Origin of the sequence: Anaerocolumna sp. AGMB13020, assembly GCF_033100115.1 — a bacterium.
Lineage (GTDB): Bacteria > Bacillota > Clostridia > Lachnospirales > Lachnospiraceae > Anaerocolumna.
This window is the reverse complement of record NZ_CP136910.1, coordinates 1391618-1410476: the sequence shown is the minus strand read 5'-3', so window position 1 is coordinate 1410476 and position 18859 is coordinate 1391618. Positions and strand designations below refer to the sequence as shown.

Here is an 18859-nt window from a genome sequence, read left to right as displayed (position 1 = left end):
TTATGACGGTGAGTTTAAACGAATACAATGAAAAAAGGGATTTTGATAAGACCTTTGAACCCCAGGGAATAAGGGAAGATACCGGAGAAAGTCTGCGATTTGTCGTACAGCACCATATGGCCAGAAGAGAGCACTATGACTTCCGTCTGGAATGGAACCAGGTTCTTTTAAGCTGGGCTGTACCAAAAGGACCTTCCTTTGATACACACGATAAAAGACTTGCGGTACAAGTAGAAGACCATCCCCTTGAGTACAGAAATTTTGAGGGGACTATTCCCAAAGGGGAATACGGCGGCGGAGTAGTCCTGCTCTGGGATGAAGGTTTCTGGGAACCTCAGGGGAACGTAGAGGAAGGATTAAGAGAGGGTGTCTTAAAGTTTATTCTGACAGGAAAGCGGCTAAAGGGTAAGTGGGCTTTGATTCGGTTAAAAGCAAAGGATGGAGAGAAAAAGGACAACTGGCTCTTACTGAAGGAAAAAGATGAGTATGTTAATACAGAGGGTATATCAGGATTTAACACCAGTATCAGAACAGGACGTACCATAGAGGAAATTGAAGCCGGAGAAGCGGAAAAATTCATTCGGAATCCTTTTAGCAAGGTTGAGGTAATGTTAGCCAGATTAACGCATAGCATACCAGAGGAAGAGGACTGGCTCTATGAATTGAAATATGATGGTTATCGGATTGTTGCTTTTGTAGAAGGCAATCAGGTGCGGCTGATGACCAGAAACGGAAACGATTATACAAGAAGGTTCCAGGCGGTTGCCGGCTCCCTCATAGACCTTGCTGCCGGGAGAGCAATGGTACTGGACGGAGAAGTTGCCATTACAGACGCTGCGGGTAAGACGGATTTTCAAGCTTTACAGCATTATATGAAAAATCCCAAGCCACAGAATCTCACCTATATTATCTTCGATCTTCTTGCTCTGGATGGCGTTGATCTTCGTGGATATCCTTTGACTGAAAGAAAAGAAAGGCTGGAAACCCTGCTAAAGGATGCTCCCAAAAGACTCTTCTGCAGCCGTTCTGTCAGAGGAATGGGAAAGGCGAGCTTTGCTGCTGCGGAAGAAGCCGGTATGGAGGGAATTGTAGGGAAAAAAGCGGATTCTGTCTACAGTGGAACCAGAAATGGCGACTGGATAAAGCTAAAATGTGAAAAGCGGCAGGAATTTGTAATCTGCGGATATTCACTTTCTGACAAGAAAGCCAGGGGAATCAGCTCCCTTCTTTTAGGCATCTATGAAGGGGAAGATCTGGTTTATGCCGGACGTGTCGGGACCGGCTTTCGCGAGGCTGACATAAAACACCTATTGGAGATGTTTGAGAACATAAGAAGGACGAATACAGCTTTTAAAGCGGAGCCCGAATCCAAACCAACAGAAGTGATTACCTGGCTTGAGCCAGAGCTAGTAGCGGAGGTCAAATTTATCGAATGGACCACAGAAAATCTACTGAGACATGCCAGTTATCAAGGGTTGAGGACGGACAAGGACGCCAGGGAGGTTCAAAGAGAAATGGCAATAGAAGAAACAGGATTCCAGGCCTCGGAAAATGAAGCCGGGGAAAGTTTGAATGTAAACAATGGCAGCATCTATGTCGGTGAAATTAAAATTACAAGTCCGGATAAGATAATATACGAAGTGCCTGAAATTACAAAAGCAGATATCGTACAGTATTATGAAAAGGTTTCGGAACGCATGCTGCCCTTTTTGGGCTACAGGGTTTTAAGCGTTGTACGCTGTCCAAAGGGAATATCACAGGCTAGCTTTTTTAAGAAACATCCAGGCCCTGACAGTAAGGGCATCATTACGATACCAGTAACCAATGGCAGCGGCGAAACGGAGGAATATTTCTATCTTGAGAATTTGGCTGGGATAATCTATGAAGCGCAGATGTGCACTTTGGAATTCCATACCTGGGGAAGCCGTGTAGATGCAATTGAGACACCGGATATGATGGTTTTTGATCTGGACCCGGATGAAGGGATGGAACTGAGCAGAGTTCGTCAGGGTGTGCGGGATATCAGAAGTATTCTTAGTGAGCTTTCCTTGAACTCCTATCTTAAAACCAGCGGGGGAAAAGGTTACCATGTAGTTGTTCCTCTAAAACCGGTAGTAACCTGGGAGGTATTCCATGAGTTTGCAAGAACTGTTGCCCAAGTAATGGAACAGAAATGGCCTGACCGCTACACCAGTAATGTAAGAAAGTCCAAGCGTACTGACCGGATTTTTATTGACTGGATTAGAAACGGCAGAGGTGCCACAAGTATTGCACCTTATTCCTTAAGGGCTAGAAAAGGAGCGAAAGTGTCAATGCCCATTACCTGGGAGGAACTTGATACCGTGGCGCCAGATGGGGTGAATATGGCGGAAGCCCTTGTGAGAATTAATTCCAATGATCCTTGGAAAGATTTCTATAATAATAATCAAAGTCTAAGACGAAATTATTAATTCTTGTTTCATTCTATAAACGAATCTTCTTAAAAAATAATTGCAATTGCCAGAAAAAAACAATATACAAACATACGTTCTGGAGGTATAATAAATACTGAATTATTATTGCAAACAAAGGAGGTGTCTCCAGAATGGAAGAGCACATTTATTTATGTATTGATCTTAAATCATTTTATGCTTCTGTGGAATGCGTGGAGCGTGGGCTTGATCCTCTCACAACGAATCTTGCGGTGGCTGACCCTGAGAGAAGTGAGAAAACAATATGTCTTGCCATTTCACCTTCTATGAAAGCCTTAGGGATAAAGAACCGATGCAGGGTATTTCAAATACCCAAAGATGTGCAGTACATTATGGCAACACCAAGAATGCAGCTCTATATAGATTATTCCGCTGAAATTTATGGTATCTATCTAAAGTATATTTCAAAAGAGGATATCCATGTTTATTCCATAGATGAGGCCTTTCTTGACGTAACCCATTACCTTCCCCTGTATCATATGAGTCCAAGGGAACTGGCCTTACGGATTATGGAGGATATCAAGAGTTCCACAGGTATTACTGCAACCGCAGGAATTGGAACAAATTTGTATCTGGCAAAAGTTGCACTGGATATTATGGCAAAGCATGCAAAAGACAATATCGGATATCTGACGGAAGAGCTTTATCAAAAAGCCCTGTGGAAGCATCAGCCGCTGACTGACTTCTGGAGAATCGGGAAGGGCATTGCAAACAGGCTCAATAGTGTAGGGATTCTGGATATGGGTGATATCACCTGCGCAAGTGAGGATTTGCTGTATCGGCTGTTTGGTATTGATGCGGAACTTTTGATAGACCATGCCTGGGGAAAGGAAACCACAACCATGGCAGACATTAAGGCTTACAGCTCGAAAAGCAGTTCCATGTCCAGCGGGCAGGTACTGGCAAGAGATTACAGCTTTGAGGAATGTAAGTTGATTGTAAAGGAGATGGCCGATGCCTTATGTCTGGATATGGTAGAGAAAAGTGTGGTCACCGGTTCTATGTCCCTGATGATTGGATACTCGAATGAGCTGGGTCTAAAACCTGCTAATGGAACAGCTTCAATGACGGTTACCACCAATTCCTACCGCACCATCATACCCTATGTGATTGGACTGTATGAGCGTATTGTAGATAAGAATAAGCCTATAAGGAGGCTGAGCCTCTCCTGTAATAATGTCTCCGATGAAACCTATGAACAGTATGACCTGTTCACAGATCCCATAGAAATAGAGAAGGACAGGAGAATACAAAAAGCAGCCTTGGAAATCAAAAAGAAGTTTGGTAAAAATGCAATTGTACGCGGAATGGACCTGCAGGAGGCGGGAACTACCATGGAACGTAACAGGCAGATCGGAGGGCATAAAAGTGGAGAATAACAGGAGCAAAATGGACAGGGGAACCCGTGCGAAGCAATTTATGCCCTTTGATGCTTTAAAAGGATTTCGTGAAGCAATAACAGAAAAGGAACGGATTATCGTTCCAAAACGTGATTTATCGGAAGAACAGAAGGATGAACTGGAGCGGAAGATAAAACAGCTTAAGAAGAAAGAGCTCATTACAGTAGAATATTTTAATAATAGAGAATATGTGCAGGTAACCGGGATGGTAACACGAATTGATGCAGTAAGCAGAACCTTGGATGTTGTTAATACAAGGATAGCTTTTCGCGATATTTCCAGCTTAAGATGTGAGAGGATTCTGGAGTAGATTCGAGAATTATGCACTATTTTCAACCGGTATTGGCATGAACCGGGACTCAGGTACAGGTGAAGGCAATTCTTAAGGTGAATACTTCAGAACGTTATACCAGTCAGAGGATTGGCAGTTATGCAATAAAAAACATTTTTTAAATTAAGACACTGGACCTTCTTATATATAGAAATCAGTGTCTTTTTGTTGTCTGAGGTTTCCTTCTGGAAGACATTGTAGAAGCTCAAGTTCACTTGCAGACAGTGTATTAGTTAAAGAATCAAAAAGAACCAAAATAAGAGAGTTTTCCAGTCTGGTCTGAAGAGAAGGAAAGAGAGGGAACTCTTTTATTAACATAAGGAAGCTGATTAATTTGATATGGAAAAATAACAATAAAAGTACCAATATTTAGAAATAAATTGATAAAAAGTATAATGAGAAACTGGTGAAAAGCAAAAAAATTAGATATAATGTCCTAAATTACATCCGAGATATATAAAAAATTAAAAAAAATGTTAAGATTGGGTACATAACCTTTTAATCGGGGTGTATTTTTCTTTGCCACCAATATTATATAATCTGTTAAGAACATGAATCAGATAATTTAAACAAGGTGGATGGGAGCATGACAAATGACTAAGAATTCGAAAAAAATCATGACAAAAAAACAAACGATCACCCGTAAAACCTGGAAACAGGAAGTACAGCATAACTGGCCTCTCTATGTAATGATATTACCAAGCTTCGTTCTGGCAATTATTTTCTGCTATATCCCCATGGGCGGACTTATCATGGCATTCCAGAACTATAAGCCATGGCTTGGAATCTTCGGCTCGGAATTCGTGGGAATGGATAATTTCCGGCAGATCTTCGAATTCCGGGAATCTTATCAAGCGATTATTAATACCCTGATTATCGCGGTTAGTAAGATTATTCTTGGGTTAATTGTGCCTGTATTTATGGCACTGCTTCTGAATGAAGTGAAAAATATGGGACTGAAGAAGGGAATTCAGACCTTAGTATATCTGCCTCATTTCCTTTCCTGGATAACCGTAGCCGGTATGCTTCGGGATATCCTGGGGCTGGATGGTATTGTAAATAATTTTCTTCAACGATTTGGAGTAGAGCCGATTTTTTTCCTGGGCGAGGCTGGTATGTTTCGGCAGATTGCAGTTATCTCCGACCTTTGGAAAGGCTTCGGCTTCGGTATGATTGTGTATCTGGCCGCTATATCAAATATTGACCAGGGCCTTTATGAAGCGGCAGAGATGGACGGAGCCAACCGTTTACAGCAAACCTTATATATTACCCTGCCAAGTATCACACCAATGATTATTGTCATGGCGACCCTTAGTCTTGGAAATGTATTGAATGCCGGTTTTGATCAGATCTTCAACCTGTACTCACCCCTTACCTATAGCACCGGAGATATTATTGATACCTATGTATACCGGCAATCCCTGGTAAACGGACAGTACAGCTTTGGTACAGCTGTGGGGCTCTTTAAGTCGGCCATCGGATTATTCCTGACAGTTGTGTCATATAAGATTGCTTATAAATTCGCAGGCTACAGAATCTTTTAGGAGGAAAATACACGATGAGACGTACATCTTTGAGCAGAAAAATATTCGTAGGCTGTAATACCGTATTCCTTGTAACGGTAGCGCTTCTGTGCCTGCTACCATTAGTTAATCTGTTTGCAATCTCCCTTAGCGGAAAGAGTGCAGCAAACAGCGGAATTGTAACCTTCTGGCCGGTAGACTTTACAGGCCTGGCCTATGTAAAGACGTTTAATAACAGTAACTTCATACGTTCCATTATGATATCCTTTCTCAGAACTTTTGTTGGGACCTTCCTAAGCATGTTCGTCATAACGACAGCGGGATATGCCCTTTCCAAGGACTTCAGAGGCAGGACGGCACTGATGTGGTTTTTCGTATTTACCATGCTTTTTGGTGGTGGTTTAATCCCGTCCTATATGGTGAATACCTCCATCGGATTAAAGAATAACTTCCTTGTATACATACTACCGGGAGCTTTTGGATGCTACAATCTGATTTTGATTATGAACTTCTTCAAATCAATTCCAAAAGCACTGGAGGAAGCGGCGCTCATAGACGGAGCTAGCTTCTTCACTGTCCTATGGAAAATATTTCTTCCATTATCCAAGGCAGGTCTTGCCACTGTAGCACTCTTTATTATGGTTGGTAACTGGAACGAATGGTTCACCGGTATTCTATATATGTCGGATACCAAGAATTATCCGCTGGCCTCCTTTTTGCAGGTAATTGTAGTACAGGGTAATCAGCAGGATCTGGCACTGGACCCTACCTCTGCGGCAGCTATGTCGGAACGTACCATCAAAGCAGCCCAGGTATTCATCGGCGCACTGCCCATCCTGATGGTATATCCCTTTTTACAGAAGTATTTTGTAAAGGGTATTGTCATTGGGGCTGTAAAAGAATAAAAAAATGAATTACCAAAAGAATCAACGACTTCGAATCAGAGGTTATGATTATAAATCAGATTTACAAATCATTAAAAGAATCAGATTAAATCAATCAGGAGGAAGGTATTATGAAAAACAAGAAAGCAATCCTTTCAATCTTACTGGTATCCGCACTGCTCCTTACAGCCTGCGGCGGTAAGAACAGCGGAGGCAGCAAGGAAGCTGCTGCTACTAAGAATGGGGACGGAAAGTATGAGCCGGCAATCACGATTACCATCGCAAAACAGTTGGATGAGAATACGGGAAGATACGGAGATGGGGAAGACATCAATAAGAATCCCATGACAGTACTCACGGAGGAAAAGTTGGGAATCAAGATGGAGACCACACTTCTTGGCGGAGATGCGGGCAATTATGATACGAAGCTGCGTCTGGCCCTGACAGGTTCTGAAGAATTGCCGGATGTATTTCCGGTGTACGGTACCCAGATGATTGCGGATATGATAGAATCCGGACGTGTAAAAGCCATCGATGATGACATTGAGAAATATATGCCGGAACGTCTGAAAGAGATTTATGATAAGTATCCTCAGTCCTTCTATCCGGTGACCAAGGATGGTAAGACCTATGGCATTGCCTGCGCTCCGGCTTTGACAGAAGGACAGGTTATGATTATCCGTCAGGATTGGCTGGATAAATTGGGAATTAAGGCTCCCACTAATATGGAGGAGTTTGAAGCAGTAATAAAGGCATTTACGGAGAATGATCCTGATGGAAACGGAAAAGCGGATACTTATGGTTTCACTTACCAGGGTGACAGCATCTACAACAGTGGCTGGGTAGCAGATCCCGTTACTCTTTTCTCTGCCAATACCGGAAAGCATATTCCTGGAAGCTGGCAGGAAGACGAGTCAGGTAATCTGACCTATGGTTCTATCGATGAGGGCAACAAAAAGACCCTGGAGCGTATGGCAGGATGGCATAAAAATGGGTGGATTTTTCAGGAAGCTGCTGCAACCGGTGCCTGGGATGCAATGAATCAATTTACTGAAGGCAAAGCAGGTATTTTTATCGGAAGACCTTGGGCAATCAATTCCGTAAGAGATGTTACATCTGTAGCACCGGAGGCTGTTATCAAAGCATATCCGAATATCCTTCAGGACAACGGAGAGCCAACCTATCAGGCTGCACAGATTAACGACGGGTGGCTGATGTTCAACAAAGATTTTAACAACATGGAAGCCTTTTTCGCCTACTATGACTGGCTCTATGATGCTGCTTTTGGTACTGGTGATTTTCAATATGGATATCTGGAGAATTATGATTACGATGTGGTAGGGGATAAAGTAGTTTTTGATTCCAAACTGTTTGACCCAGCGGTAACGGATCCATTTATGCCTGGTAAATCAACCGTTATGAAGAATGCGCCGGCTCTTGATTCGATGCAGGCTTACGCAGATGTCAAAGAAGGAAAAGAGGCACAATCCAGTGCACAGATCAGAGCAACCGCTGATTTTGAGACAGCACCGGATATGGCGGAAGGTTATGCGCTGGCGAATGCACACAGAGAGGAGCTGCTTCCAAATCTGTTTAATGGTGAACCTACCGCTACGATGAAGAAGAAATGGGAACAGCTTCAGACCATGGAGAAGCAGGTATACACCAACATCATTTACGGAAAAGAAGCTTTGGATTCCTTCGATAAATTCGTCCAGGATTGGAAAGCTCAAGGCGGAGATGAAATCACCAAAGAAATCAATGAGTGGTATCAGTCTGTAAAATAAAACTGTCAATAAGGAACTGTTACAATAAAGTAGCGGTTCCTTATGCTTATATAGTAATACAAAGATTAATTTGCTATAATGGTACCGGAAATTTGGAATTACATACAATTGGGGTGGCATATGAAGAAAATTAGATCTATTTTCAATATATTTGCAGTATTTCTGGTTATGATTATAGCAGGTTTTGCAATCCTTTACATATACAGCACTTCCAGTCTGAAAGAGTCTCTGATGCAGGCTGCAAAGATTCAGATGGAATACTCGAAGATGCTGCTTGGACAGAAGATCAAAGAGATAGAGATTGAAGCGGATGGAATCCTTAATAGTGATGATCTTAAGACGCTTCATCTTACCCTTATAGAGGAATATGATGCTTATCGGTATGTAACAGATGTCAATCAGATGAAAGAATACCTGAAAGGGCGGCAGAAGAGCAATGTGGGTATGGCGCAGTTCATATTGTACTGGCCGAAGGCACAGCGTATTATCACGACCACTGCTCTCAGTGGGGTCAAGGATGTTATGCTTGAACCGGTGGAAGACAACCAATGGTTTATCTATGAAAATGAAGTATATTTCGTAAGAAAATATGTTACGGATTGGGATGATACCGATGATGAACCTTATCTGATTATACGGATGGAGCGGGATTATCTGTATAAGCTAAAGACCATGGCTTCCGGAATGAAGGGAGGTGGAACGATGCTCCTGTATTCACAGAAGAAGAGCCTGTTCTCTGGCAGTGAGACAGAGAAGGAGCTTCTCAGGTCCATGGGTGAAGCAGGAGAAGGAAATTCTGTTGTCCAAAATCTGCCGGGTGAAAACTTAAAAGGCGGGTACACGAAATCCGGTTCCACCAGCGGGGAATCTGCCAGTTATCTTTCTATAAGCAAAGGGAAATATCAGCTTGTAAGCTCCGGAGCTCTTAAGAATGGACTGGAGCTGGTCTCTTATTATCCGCTGAAGGAGATGATGCGCCCGGTTTCAAATATTAACCGTATCACCGGAAGCCTTCTGGTTGTCCTCCTTCTGATTGGTCTGATCTTCATGCTTTTGTATTACAACAACATTCTGCTTCAGCTAAGGATTCTGACCGGAAAGCTAAAGCAGGTAGAAGGAGGTAATTTTACTGCACAAATCATGGCATTGCCAAACAATGAGTTTGGTTATGTCTTTCGACAGTTTAACCGCATGGTGACAAGAATCAGCCAGTTGATCGAATCTACCTTAAAAGAACAGCAGCTCAGGAACCAGGCGGAGCTTCGGCAGCTTCAGCTGCAGATTCATCCTCATTTTCTTTACAACAGTCTTTCCTATATTGTAACCGTGGCAGATCAGCCGGAAGCGGTTACAGAGATGGCAGTCCATCTCTCAAGTTACTACAGGTATTGTACCAAGAACAAAACCATAACTACCATTGGGGAGGAAGTATCCTATGCGAAAGCTTATCTGGCAATAACGGCTATGCGCAAAGACCTTGAATACTCCATTGAGGTATCCAAAGACCTCTATGACAAGCGGATTATCCCGCTGATTCTCCAGCCAATCATTGAGAATGCAATAGAGCATGCCATTGAAGAGAGGGAAAATGCACGACATATCTATGTCAAGGTATATGAACTGGGAAGCGGTGCTCTGTGTTTTGAGGTCTCTGACGACGGAGACGGGATGACGGAAGAGGAAATTGACGCCCTGTTTAAGCGGCTTTCCAAAAAAGAACGGGAAGAGGAGGAGAGTGTTGGACTGTGGAACGTCAATCAGCGACTGATCAATTATTATGATGAATCGGCAGGACTCCGGTTTGGAAAGAGCATCTGGGGCGGACTGATGGTATCCTTTACTATAGATGTATTACCAAAGGAGATGGAGAATGATGGTATTAATCGTAGATGACGAACCCTATATGATCGAGTATATCAAAAAGCTGGTAGACTGGGAAAGTTATGGCTTTACACAGGTACTGACGGCAAAAGGCGGTTCCATGGCCAGGAATCTTCTGCAGGAACACCATCCGCAGCTTCTGATAACGGACATCAAAATGCCTAAGATTTCAGGGTTGGATCTGTCAAGAATTATCAAGGAAAATCGCTATCCGACGAAGGTTATGATAATATCCGGATACAGTGAATTTGAGTATGCTCAGCAGGCAGTACGTTATGGGGTATCAGAATATCTGGTAAAACCTGTGATAAAGAAGGATTTTGAAGAATCTTTGGCAAGGGTACTGGAGAAAAGCTTTAACAAGGAGACGGATAGGCAGGGCAGCGCCAGAGAAATGCAATGTGACCAGCGAGATGTTATCACCTGTGTAAAGAAATACATCGAGGAGAATTATGGGAAAAATCTGTCCCTGGAGGCTTTGGGAGAGATTGTACATCTTCATCCTGCTTATCTATCAAAAATTTTTAAAGAAACCACCGAGGAGAATCTGTCAAACTTTATTACGGAGGTCAGGATGCAGAAGGCGGCACAGCTTCTGGAGCAGACAGAACTTCGAATTCACGAGATCATGGAGCAGGTGGGCTATCAGAAAAGCCAGTATTTTTCGAAACTTTTCAAAGCCAGATATGCAGTGACCCCAAAGGAATATAGAAAATGGAAGCAGTAGTGGAAGATTTACGATAGATACAATGCAGAAGGAGGAAAATGAATATGCAGAAGATCAAGATAGAGAGCGGTAGATTTCGTAATGGAATTACCTTAATAGCAAGAGAAGAAGAGAGCTCCACCCTAAAAATAGCAGCAAATGGTGCAGATATAGCCCTTCCTGAACTGATTAACTGTCAGGAAAGGTATGTGTCTTTTTACTTGGAGGCCTGTGAAGAACATAGTGTGGTGCTGGCTCTGCGGGTCTATGTGAAGGGGGATGAAAAAACGCCGGCCTTTGATGTGCAGTTTGGTATACTTCCGGGGGTACGTACACCAATTTGCATCGACAGGAACTGGATGGATGGCCATGTACTGTTTCCGGAGTCCAATGCAGGGCAGCTAAAGCAAGTCTGCCATGGCAGAAGAGTGGTACCGGATGAAATAGAAAAAATTGAGCTGGAGACACTTCCGGTCTTTCATGATATAACACTTAGGATATCCGACATGACTCTTACAGAAGATTATCCCGCCTCTCATGTACTTCCGGAGGGAAAGCTCATTGATGAACTCGGTCAGAATAAGCAGAAATTCTGGAAGTCCAAAGTAAAGGGGCTTGACGAACTAAAAGATATCCTTCAAAAGCAGATAGCAGAAAGCAGTGGGAATTATCCTGCCAAAGACTGGTCAGAATATGGAGGTTGGAAGCAGAAAAAGCTGGGAGAAGCAACGGGTTTCTTTACGAAATACAAAGCAGGTGGAAGGTGGTTTCTGGCAGATCCGATGGGAAATGCATTTTTCAGCATGGGGACAGACTGCGTAGGCCTTGGGGCTGACTGTCGTGTGGATGGTGTAGAGAAATGGCTTAACTGGCTTCCGGCAGCAGAAGATCCGGAATATCATAAAATGTTTAAAAAGATAAGGAAAGAAAAAGCAAAAGAAGCATCCAGAAGAGAGGGGCTGTTATTCTCCTACAGCCAGGCAAATCTGTACCGGGCTTTAGGTAAGAATTGGTATCCTGAATGGCAGAAGCTGATCACAGATCAGCTGCGTCAATATGGTATGAATACCTTGGGCAACTGGAGTGATGAAGTACTGTTTGGAACTACCGATATGCCTTATGTGACGTCTCTGCCAGAATTTCCGGATACCAGTGCCAGGATATTCAGAGATTTTCCGGATGTGCTAAGTGAAGAATATGCCAGAGAAGCGAAAAGATGTGCACAGGCTCTGGAAAAACGAAAGAATGATCCCCTCATGATAGGGTATTTCCTGAGAAATGAACCGAATTGGGCCTTTGTAGACCAGCTGGTATTAGCGGATGAGGTACTTTATAATACGGAAAAGACAGTATGTAAGGAGGAGCTGATTCGTTTTCTGAAAGAAAAATACGGTGAGATTTCGGAACTGAATAAAGCTTATCACTGTGAACTGAAAGAGTTTAATGATTTTTATCATTCCAGGGAGAGGGTTTCCCATTGGTCCGAGGATGCGGCGAAGGATATGAGAGAATTTTCTCTTAGAATGCTGCGGGCTTATGTAGAAATCCCCTGTCAGGAGTGCAGGAAAGTTGATCCCAATCACATGATTCTTGGTATGCGCTGGGCCTGGGTGTCCGATCCGGAGCTGGTAACAGGATGGGAGAATTTCGATGTCTTTTCCATCAACTGCTATGCTGTGGATCCAACAGAAAATATTCAAAATATTGTGAACCTTGGAGTGGAGCTGCCAGTAATGATCGGAGAATTCCATTTTGGTGCGCTGGATGCAGGTCCGACTGCCACCGGTCTGGAAGGCGTTGCAAGCCAGAGAGACAGAGGGACGGCTTATCGGTACTATTGTGAGCGGGTGGCAGCCCATCCCTATGGAGTTGGTTGCCATTATTTCCAGTGTTACGACCAGTTTTCCCTGGGGCGTTTTGACGGAGAAAATTATAATATTGGTCTCTTTGATATCTGTTCCCAGCCCTATCAAGAGCTATTGGAAGGTGTGAAGGAGTGCAGCAGTAGCATTTATCTGGTGAAAGACGGACAGCAGAGTCCCACGAAAGAAAAAGGGGTGTCAATACCTATGATAGCCTTTTAAAGATTTAATAAGACGAAATAATAAGCATAAGGAGAAAACAAATGAGTGCATTAATAAACGGTGCGCTGTGGATGGACAGGGAAGGAAACCCGATTCACGCCCACGGTGGCTGTATCATTTTTTATGGCGGTTATTATTACTGGTATGGCGAAGATCGACGGGAAAACTATTATGTCAGCTGCTATCGTTCAAAGAATCTTGCAGACTGGGAATTCCGTAACCATATCCTGACCACCGAATCCAGAACAGAGGCTTATCGTGTCAGAACCAAAATTCAGCTGCAGAATGAGGACAGCAAAAAGGTGAATCTGGAGCGTCCCAAGGTACTTTATAATGAAATGACAAAAAAATTCGTTCTTTGGGCTCACTTTGAAAACGGAAAGGATTATCATGATGCGGCGGTTGGGATTGCTACCTGTGATACGCCGGAGGGAGATTTTATTTATCATGGTCATTTCAATCCATATGGATATATGTCCAGAGACTGCACCCTTTTTAAAGAGGATAACGGTAAGGCTTACTTTATCTCGGCAGCCAGAGACAATGCGGATCTCCATGTATACCGGCTTACCGATGATTATATGAATGTGGAATGTCTGGTGCATAGATTGTGGCAGGGAGAGTACCGTGAGGCTCCGGCAGTCGTAAAACTTCAGGAGAAATATTATATGATTTCTTCCTTTTGTACCGGCTGGGCGCCAAACCAGGGTAAATATGCAGTGGCGGACTCGATGGAAGGTAATTGGAGCAGTCTGAAAGAGATTGGTGATGAAACTACTTTTGGCAGTCAGGCAGCTTTTATCCTGAAGGTGAACGGTCAGGCCCTGTATTATGGAGACCGGTGGGGTGGGAATGGTGAAAAGTACTTTACCTCCGGTTATGTAATCTATCCGCTGGCAGAAGTAGATGGAAAGCTAGAAATGAGTTATTGTGAAAATATTGATATATCTGCATATACTTGAGCTGTAGCAGCTTCAGTAAATTATTCAGCGGCCCCCTTTCAGGTGTGCCGCTTTTTCGTATGCCAGAGAAGCACAGTAAATGGAGCATACAATTTTTTAAGGACAAAACTCTTCCAAAAAAGCCATTTTAAGTTATTTTCTTTTGGTTGTGGTATACTTACAAATAATTTCTGTATTCGTAATGGATATTTCTTTTGATGTAAATATACGATTTCCTAATCAATAGATGATACGGAGGGAGATAATATGAGCTGGTATGCGCTGTTTGTAAGGACAGGGAAAGAGGATGAGGTTTGTGAAAATCTGAAAAAGCTTTATGAATTTTTCAGCCCGAAGGATACCTATGAAGTGATTGTCCCGAAAAGAGGCCTGTATGAATATCATGAAGGTAAGAGAGCTTATGTTCTCAGAATACTTTTCCCCAGTTATGTGCTGATTGGTACAGATCAGATTGTAAAACTTTATGAAATCATGAAGAATCATAAAAGCTCCCATATTATCAGGATGCTAAAAAATGATAGCTATTTTCAGGAAATTGATAGGAAAGAGATTGGTCTTATCATTGATTTGATTAATCAGGAAGGCGTTATCGGAATATCCGATGTCTTGGTGGAGGAGGAAAAAGTAAACATCATAGACGGGCCATTAATTCATTATAAAGGGATAATTAAGAAAATCAATAAAAGAAAAGGACGTGCTAAAATACAAGTGGATTTCCTGAATAAACAGTGCTTTGTTGATATCGCTGTTCGCTGTCTTGAGAGACACGGGGAAGAAAGGATAAAAAATCAAATTAGCTTTTGTTAAAGGAAATAATATCATGGAGCTGTAGCAATGTTGTGTTCCTGGACTTGCAGGTCCAGTAGGGCAATAAGGAGCATTAACGGCATATGAGGCATTATAGAGCGGAGGAGTAACATGGAAAGCAGCTGCAAAGTGAATACCATAAGGTGTAAATGGGCTAATTACATAAACTATACCTATATCATAAGCAAAGCTGGAACAAAGGAGTGCCTTATTGTTGATCCGGCGTGGGAGATAAAGAAGATTATCGCCTATTTAGAAATAAATGATCTTAATGTCAAGGCAATATTACTGACACATTCCCATTATGACCATACCAATTTAGTAGGTGCATTGGTAAGTGCCTTTAATGCAGAGGTTTATATATCAGGAATTGAAGCGAAGCATTACAGGTACAGCTGTAAGAATCTTCGCCACGTCGAGCATCTGGAACTATTGCCATTAGCTTTTTTTAAGGTGAGGGTTTTATTAACACCTGGACATACGCTGGGAAGTGCCTGCTATTGGATCTCTGATAACCTGTTTACGGGAGACACCTTATTTTATGAAGGCTGCGGGCTTTGTGATACCAGTAAGGCTGCCTCTGATATGTATGACAGTTTGCAGTTTTTAAAGGATACAGTCAGTAAGGATACGATCATATATCCGGGGCATTGTTACGGCGTCTATCCCGGACAGCCCTTTGAGCTGATTTTAGAGGACAATATCTATTTTAATATAAAGGACAGAAGCAAGTTTATTGATTTCCGGATGAATGTGGCTAAAAAGAATTTATTTGCTTTTAAATAATGTAAGATAGACATGTGGTTTTTTATCGAAAGAAGCAATCAGAAGCTGTCACAGCTGCCCTGTAGGATAGTAGGTGATAAGAAATCAAAAGCTTCAGGAAAAAATTAAGTTATTAATTGCTGGTTAATAAAAATAAGGGGGTATTGTTTTGGTCAATTCGGAACAATCCAGAAACTACCTGGAAGCAATCAAACTTGCGGCAGGCAGCTTGAAATATAAAGGAATCTCAATCAATCAAACATTCTTAATGAGCATCAAGCATTTACAAGGCTATTATTTAATAGGCAGGGAACTGAAATATCTGGAAGTAGCTACTCTGCTGATTCAAGCGTATTTGGAAATGGGCTTTACTTATGAATCCTGTCAGAAGGAATTTGATGATATCCTAGAGAGTCTGGGAACAGAAAGAAGCTTAATGTTTCCTAATAAATTCTATCATTCAAAAAAAATAAAATTAACCAGGCCCCAGGTGAGAAGCATGATAGGAAAATGGTCCTCCTCCAAAAAGAATAAGATGCTGATTATTACAGTTGTAGATGATATCATTGAAAAGGTGAACAACAAAGAAATCGGGATTTACTCCTATTGTAACCATACTATTTCAGGGAGAGAATTGTATGAATTAGTCATAAACAAAGACGAAATTTATTTTCATGACATTAATAAATGTAAATATTACACATTTTTTATTGAAAATTAGTAAAATGTTGGTATAATACCTTGTATATTAATCTTCTGAGGGGAGGGTATTATATGATAAAAATTGCTATTGTTGATGACATGAGGGCGAATATCGACAATATCGCACTGGAAGTGAATAAATTCTTCAGAAATAAAAGCATTCCTTTTCGTGTGAGCTGTTATGAAAACCCTAAGAACTTTATTTATGATATGGAAGAGCATCAATATTTTGACATCTGTTTCTTAGATATAGAGATGCCGAATATAAATGGTATGGAATTAGCCAAAGTAATTAACCGGACAATGAAAGAAAGCTATGTGGTTTTTATAACTTCCCACATGGAGTATGCAATTGACGGTTATGAGCTTAATATCAGCCGTTACATACCAAAATCGCTTATCAATAAAAAACTGCCCATTGCTTTGAAGGATTTAACGGCAGAGATTTGTAACAGGGAAAAAGAAAGCTATATCATTAAGACAAACTCCAGATTTGAAAAAATTTTTTATAAAGACATTTACTATATTTTTAAAGAAGGAAAAAATTCTATATTTGTAACGGCATCCGGTGAAAGCAGAGAAAGAAAAAGTATATCCGATGTATATAATGACTTAAATTCTGAAGAATTTTTAATTATTGACCGGGGATTTATTGTGAATGCCCCTCATATTATGAAAATCCATAACAATCTTGTTATATTGCGTAACGGTATTAATCTGTCTGTTAGTAGATCCCATATGAATGAAGTAAAAAAGAAAATAATTCAATTTTGGAGGGTTAATGTTTGATGCTGATATTCCAGATAGTTGAATTCTTACATTGCTTTTTCCGAATTGATTTATGCCTCTGTCTTTTAAGCTGTTTATTTGAGTGTAAAGGAAATCACAAAAGACAGATGCTGTTAAGAATAGCTCTGTCACTACCCCTTGCTGTTATCAGCTTCCTGAACAGCCAGGTAGTGACCTATTCAAACATACTAATTTTTGTAATTATTCTTTACTTATCTGTCATGACCTATTTTCTTTATTATGAAAAATTTATGGTGAGATTTTTGGTAATAAATCTGTATATTATTTTGAGTGTGTTTGGCGAGCTTTTATTTACTTTTCTTATTAGCCTGCTGGAAGATAATATTGATCTGGGTTACCTTATATCAACACTGAACAGCAGGGAAAGATTTCTCTATACAATCGTATTATTAGGGATTTGGGCTGTCCTTTATCAAATTTTAAAGAGGGCTTTCAAAGGAAAGATTACTTATATATATAAATATAAAAGATTATTGCTTGCTTTTGTAATTGGCGGAGGCAGTGCCACGGTTTATTTCCAGAGAATTTATCTCCAGAACATAACCGGAGATATGATGTTACAGTGGACATGTTTTCTGATATGGTGCATCTTGTGCGTAACGGTTGCAATTGTCTATATCATTTACAGGGATAATCTGGAACGGGCTAACCTTGCAGAAGTCTATAAGCAGATGACAGCACAGAACTACAGTAATTTATCAACATTATACAAAAAAAATTCCAGTATATATCATGATCTAAAGAACCATATGAATATATTGCATCAGTACTTAATGAACAATGATTCCAGACAGGCCCTTGCCTATATAGAATCCATCGTGGAACCAATACGTTTACTGGATAGTACCGTTAAAACGGAGAATCAGATCCTGGATATCATACTAAATTATAAACTTACAGAAGCCACAAAATATGACATCCAGGTGGAAACTGATATTGAGAAGATAGGCAAGGTTCAAATCAGAGATGATGATTTATGCTCTATTGTATCCAACATATTTGACAATGCCATTGAGGCCTGTTATCTGGTAAAGAAATCTCAGAAGTGGATCAATGTGGTTATGAAGAAGAAAAACAATATGTTAATTGTAAAAGTAAGTAACAGCTTGGCCCATAAACCGAAGGTCTTAAATGATTCCATTGTTACATCAAAGGAAGATAAGAATTTACATGGGTTAGGGCTCTGGAGTATAAAAACCATAGTAAATCAATATGAAGGTCTGCTGGACTATAATTATGATGACAATCTGTTTGAAATCATTGTAACGTTAAACTGCTGAATAGAGACAAAACATTGTCATTGGTGTACAAGCTGCTGCAAGACAAGCATGAAATGATATGATAGGATAAAAAAATTAAAATGGAGGTAAAGAAATGACAACAAAATTAACAAGAGTAAAAACAGGGAACCAGTTCAATCATCCAGCCGGAGATATACCAGCAGAAATCAGTGAAATCGTTTCTCTAAGGGAGAGTAAGAACCCCGATGCGATTTATACAATTACAGTTGGGTGCAGCGGATTCTTAACATTAATCTGCTGCTGAAAAAATATCTCAAAGAAGAGAGGAGACAAGCTAGTATTGTCTCCTCTTCTTTTTTTAGCAGGAAGAAAGTAGTGTATCAATACCAGAGTCTGCAAAGCTGGAGTCTGGTATAGCAAGGGAAAAGTAAATAACAGAGAAGAGTAATCAGAGAAACGGTACATGAAATAGAAAGTAAAAAGTACATGTTGAAAAAGCACATGG

16 protein-coding genes are annotated in these 18859 nt (G+C 41.1%); all 16 read left to right on the top strand.

Annotated features, from left to right (window positions below; all coding sequences use genetic code 11):
• Positions 1-2 precede the first annotated feature (2 nt).
• Complete coding sequence (gene ligD, locus R2R35_RS05495) at positions 3-2450, top strand: DNA ligase D (RefSeq protein ID WP_317733501.1); 2448 nt, start codon at positions 3-5, stop codon at positions 2448-2450.
• Positions 2451-2584: 134 nt separating this feature from the next.
• Positions 2585-3850 carry a Y-family DNA polymerase gene (locus R2R35_RS05490; RefSeq protein ID WP_317733500.1) on the top strand — a complete coding sequence of 422 codons (1266 nt, stop codon included), beginning with the start codon at positions 2585-2587 and terminating at the stop codon, positions 3848-3850.
• Positions 3840-4181, top strand: coding sequence for a YolD-like family protein (locus R2R35_RS05485; RefSeq protein ID WP_317733499.1), 342 nt, complete (start codon positions 3840-3842; stop codon positions 4179-4181). Before R2R35_RS05490 ends, R2R35_RS05485 begins: the two co-directional genes overlap by 11 nt.
• Positions 4182-4795: 614 nt before the next feature.
• Positions 4796-5746: an ABC transporter permease gene (locus R2R35_RS05480; RefSeq protein ID WP_331670229.1), complete on the top strand. Its 951-nt coding sequence runs from the start codon at positions 4796-4798 to the stop codon at positions 5744-5746.
• A gap of 14 nt (positions 5747-5760) precedes the next feature.
• Positions 5761-6630 (top strand): carbohydrate ABC transporter permease, encoded by an 870-nt coding sequence (locus tag R2R35_RS05475; RefSeq protein ID WP_317733498.1) that lies wholly within the window; start codon positions 5761-5763, stop codon positions 6628-6630.
• Positions 6631-6740: 110 nt separating this feature from the next.
• The gene (locus R2R35_RS05470) at positions 6741-8396 is read left to right on the top strand and encodes an extracellular solute-binding protein (RefSeq protein ID WP_317733497.1); all 1656 of its coding nucleotides are present in this window, start codon (positions 6741-6743) and stop codon (positions 8394-8396) included.
• Positions 8397-8516: 120 nt separating this feature from the next.
• Positions 8517-10289: a sensor histidine kinase gene (locus R2R35_RS05465; RefSeq protein ID WP_317733496.1), complete on the top strand. Its 1773-nt coding sequence runs from the start codon at positions 8517-8519 to the stop codon at positions 10287-10289.
• A complete protein-coding gene (locus R2R35_RS05460; RefSeq protein ID WP_317733495.1) occupies positions 10267-11004 on the top strand; it encodes a response regulator transcription factor in 738 nt (245 codons plus the stop codon). The genes R2R35_RS05465 and R2R35_RS05460 overlap by 23 nt, the downstream gene beginning before the upstream one ends.
• A 44-nt stretch (positions 11005-11048) precedes the next feature.
• Entirely contained in the window at positions 11049-13067 is a 2019-nt protein-coding gene (locus R2R35_RS05455; protein ID WP_317733494.1) for a beta-galactosidase, read from the top strand.
• Between the two features lie 41 nt (positions 13068-13108).
• Positions 13109-14029 carry a family 43 glycosylhydrolase gene (locus tag R2R35_RS05450; RefSeq protein WP_317733493.1) on the top strand — a complete coding sequence of 307 codons (921 nt, stop codon included), beginning with the start codon at positions 13109-13111 and terminating at the stop codon, positions 14027-14029.
• 246 nt (positions 14030-14275) lie between these two features.
• The gene (gene loaP / locus R2R35_RS05445) at positions 14276-14836 is read left to right on the top strand and encodes an antiterminator LoaP (RefSeq protein WP_317733492.1); all 561 of its coding nucleotides are present in this window, start codon (positions 14276-14278) and stop codon (positions 14834-14836) included.
• A 111-nt stretch (positions 14837-14947) separates the two neighbouring features.
• Positions 14948-15622, top strand: a complete 675-nt coding sequence (locus tag R2R35_RS05440) for an MBL fold metallo-hydrolase (RefSeq protein WP_317733491.1) — start codon at positions 14948-14950, stop codon at positions 15620-15622.
• Positions 15623-15770: 148 nt separating this feature from the next.
• Positions 15771-16322 (top strand): hypothetical protein, encoded by a 552-nt coding sequence (locus tag R2R35_RS05435; protein WP_317733490.1) that lies wholly within the window; start codon positions 15771-15773, stop codon positions 16320-16322.
• Positions 16323-16375: 53 nt separating this feature from the next.
• Positions 16376-17092: a LytR/AlgR family response regulator transcription factor gene (locus R2R35_RS05430; protein ID WP_317733489.1), complete on the top strand. Its 717-nt coding sequence runs from the start codon at positions 16376-16378 to the stop codon at positions 17090-17092.
• On the top strand, positions 17092-18393 hold the full coding sequence (locus R2R35_RS05425; protein WP_317734748.1) for a sensor histidine kinase: 1302 nt from the start codon (positions 17092-17094) through the stop codon (positions 18391-18393). Before R2R35_RS05430 ends, R2R35_RS05425 begins: the two co-directional genes overlap by 1 nt.
• A gap of 94 nt (positions 18394-18487) precedes the next feature.
• Positions 18488-18658: a hypothetical protein gene (locus R2R35_RS05420; RefSeq protein WP_317733488.1), complete on the top strand. Its 171-nt coding sequence runs from the start codon at positions 18488-18490 to the stop codon at positions 18656-18658.
• Positions 18659-18859: the final 201 nt, after the last annotated feature.

Excerpts from the sequence above, each read along its gene's own strand:
- ligD (WP_317733501.1), top strand. The coding sequence starts at position 3 with ATGACGGTGAGTTTAAACGAATACAATGAAAAAAGGGATTTTGATAAG.
- R2R35_RS05490 (WP_317733500.1), top strand. The coding sequence starts at position 2,585 with ATGGAAGAGCACATTTATTTATGTATTGATCTTAAATCATTTTATGCT.
- R2R35_RS05480 (WP_331670229.1), top strand. The coding sequence starts at position 4,796 with ATGACTAAGAATTCGAAAAAAATCATGACAAAAAAACAAACGATCACC.
- R2R35_RS05475 (WP_317733498.1), top strand. The coding sequence starts at position 5,761 with ATGAGACGTACATCTTTGAGCAGAAAAATATTCGTAGGCTGTAATACC.
- R2R35_RS05470 (WP_317733497.1), top strand. The coding sequence starts at position 6,741 with ATGAAAAACAAGAAAGCAATCCTTTCAATCTTACTGGTATCCGCACTG.
- R2R35_RS05465 (WP_317733496.1), top strand. The coding sequence starts at position 8,517 with ATGAAGAAAATTAGATCTATTTTCAATATATTTGCAGTATTTCTGGTT.
- R2R35_RS05460 (WP_317733495.1), top strand. The coding sequence starts at position 10,267 with ATGATGGTATTAATCGTAGATGACGAACCCTATATGATCGAGTATATC.
- R2R35_RS05455 (WP_317733494.1), top strand. The coding sequence starts at position 11,049 with ATGCAGAAGATCAAGATAGAGAGCGGTAGATTTCGTAATGGAATTACC.
- R2R35_RS05450 (WP_317733493.1), top strand. The coding sequence starts at position 13,109 with ATGAGTGCATTAATAAACGGTGCGCTGTGGATGGACAGGGAAGGAAAC.
- loaP (WP_317733492.1), top strand. The coding sequence starts at position 14,276 with ATGAGCTGGTATGCGCTGTTTGTAAGGACAGGGAAAGAGGATGAGGTT.
- R2R35_RS05440 (WP_317733491.1), top strand. The coding sequence starts at position 14,948 with ATGGAAAGCAGCTGCAAAGTGAATACCATAAGGTGTAAATGGGCTAAT.
- R2R35_RS05430 (WP_317733489.1), top strand. The coding sequence starts at position 16,376 with ATGATAAAAATTGCTATTGTTGATGACATGAGGGCGAATATCGACAAT.
- R2R35_RS05425 (WP_317734748.1), top strand. The coding sequence starts at position 17,092 with ATGCTGATATTCCAGATAGTTGAATTCTTACATTGCTTTTTCCGAATT.
- R2R35_RS05420 (WP_317733488.1), top strand. The coding sequence starts at position 18,488 with ATGACAACAAAATTAACAAGAGTAAAAACAGGGAACCAGTTCAATCAT.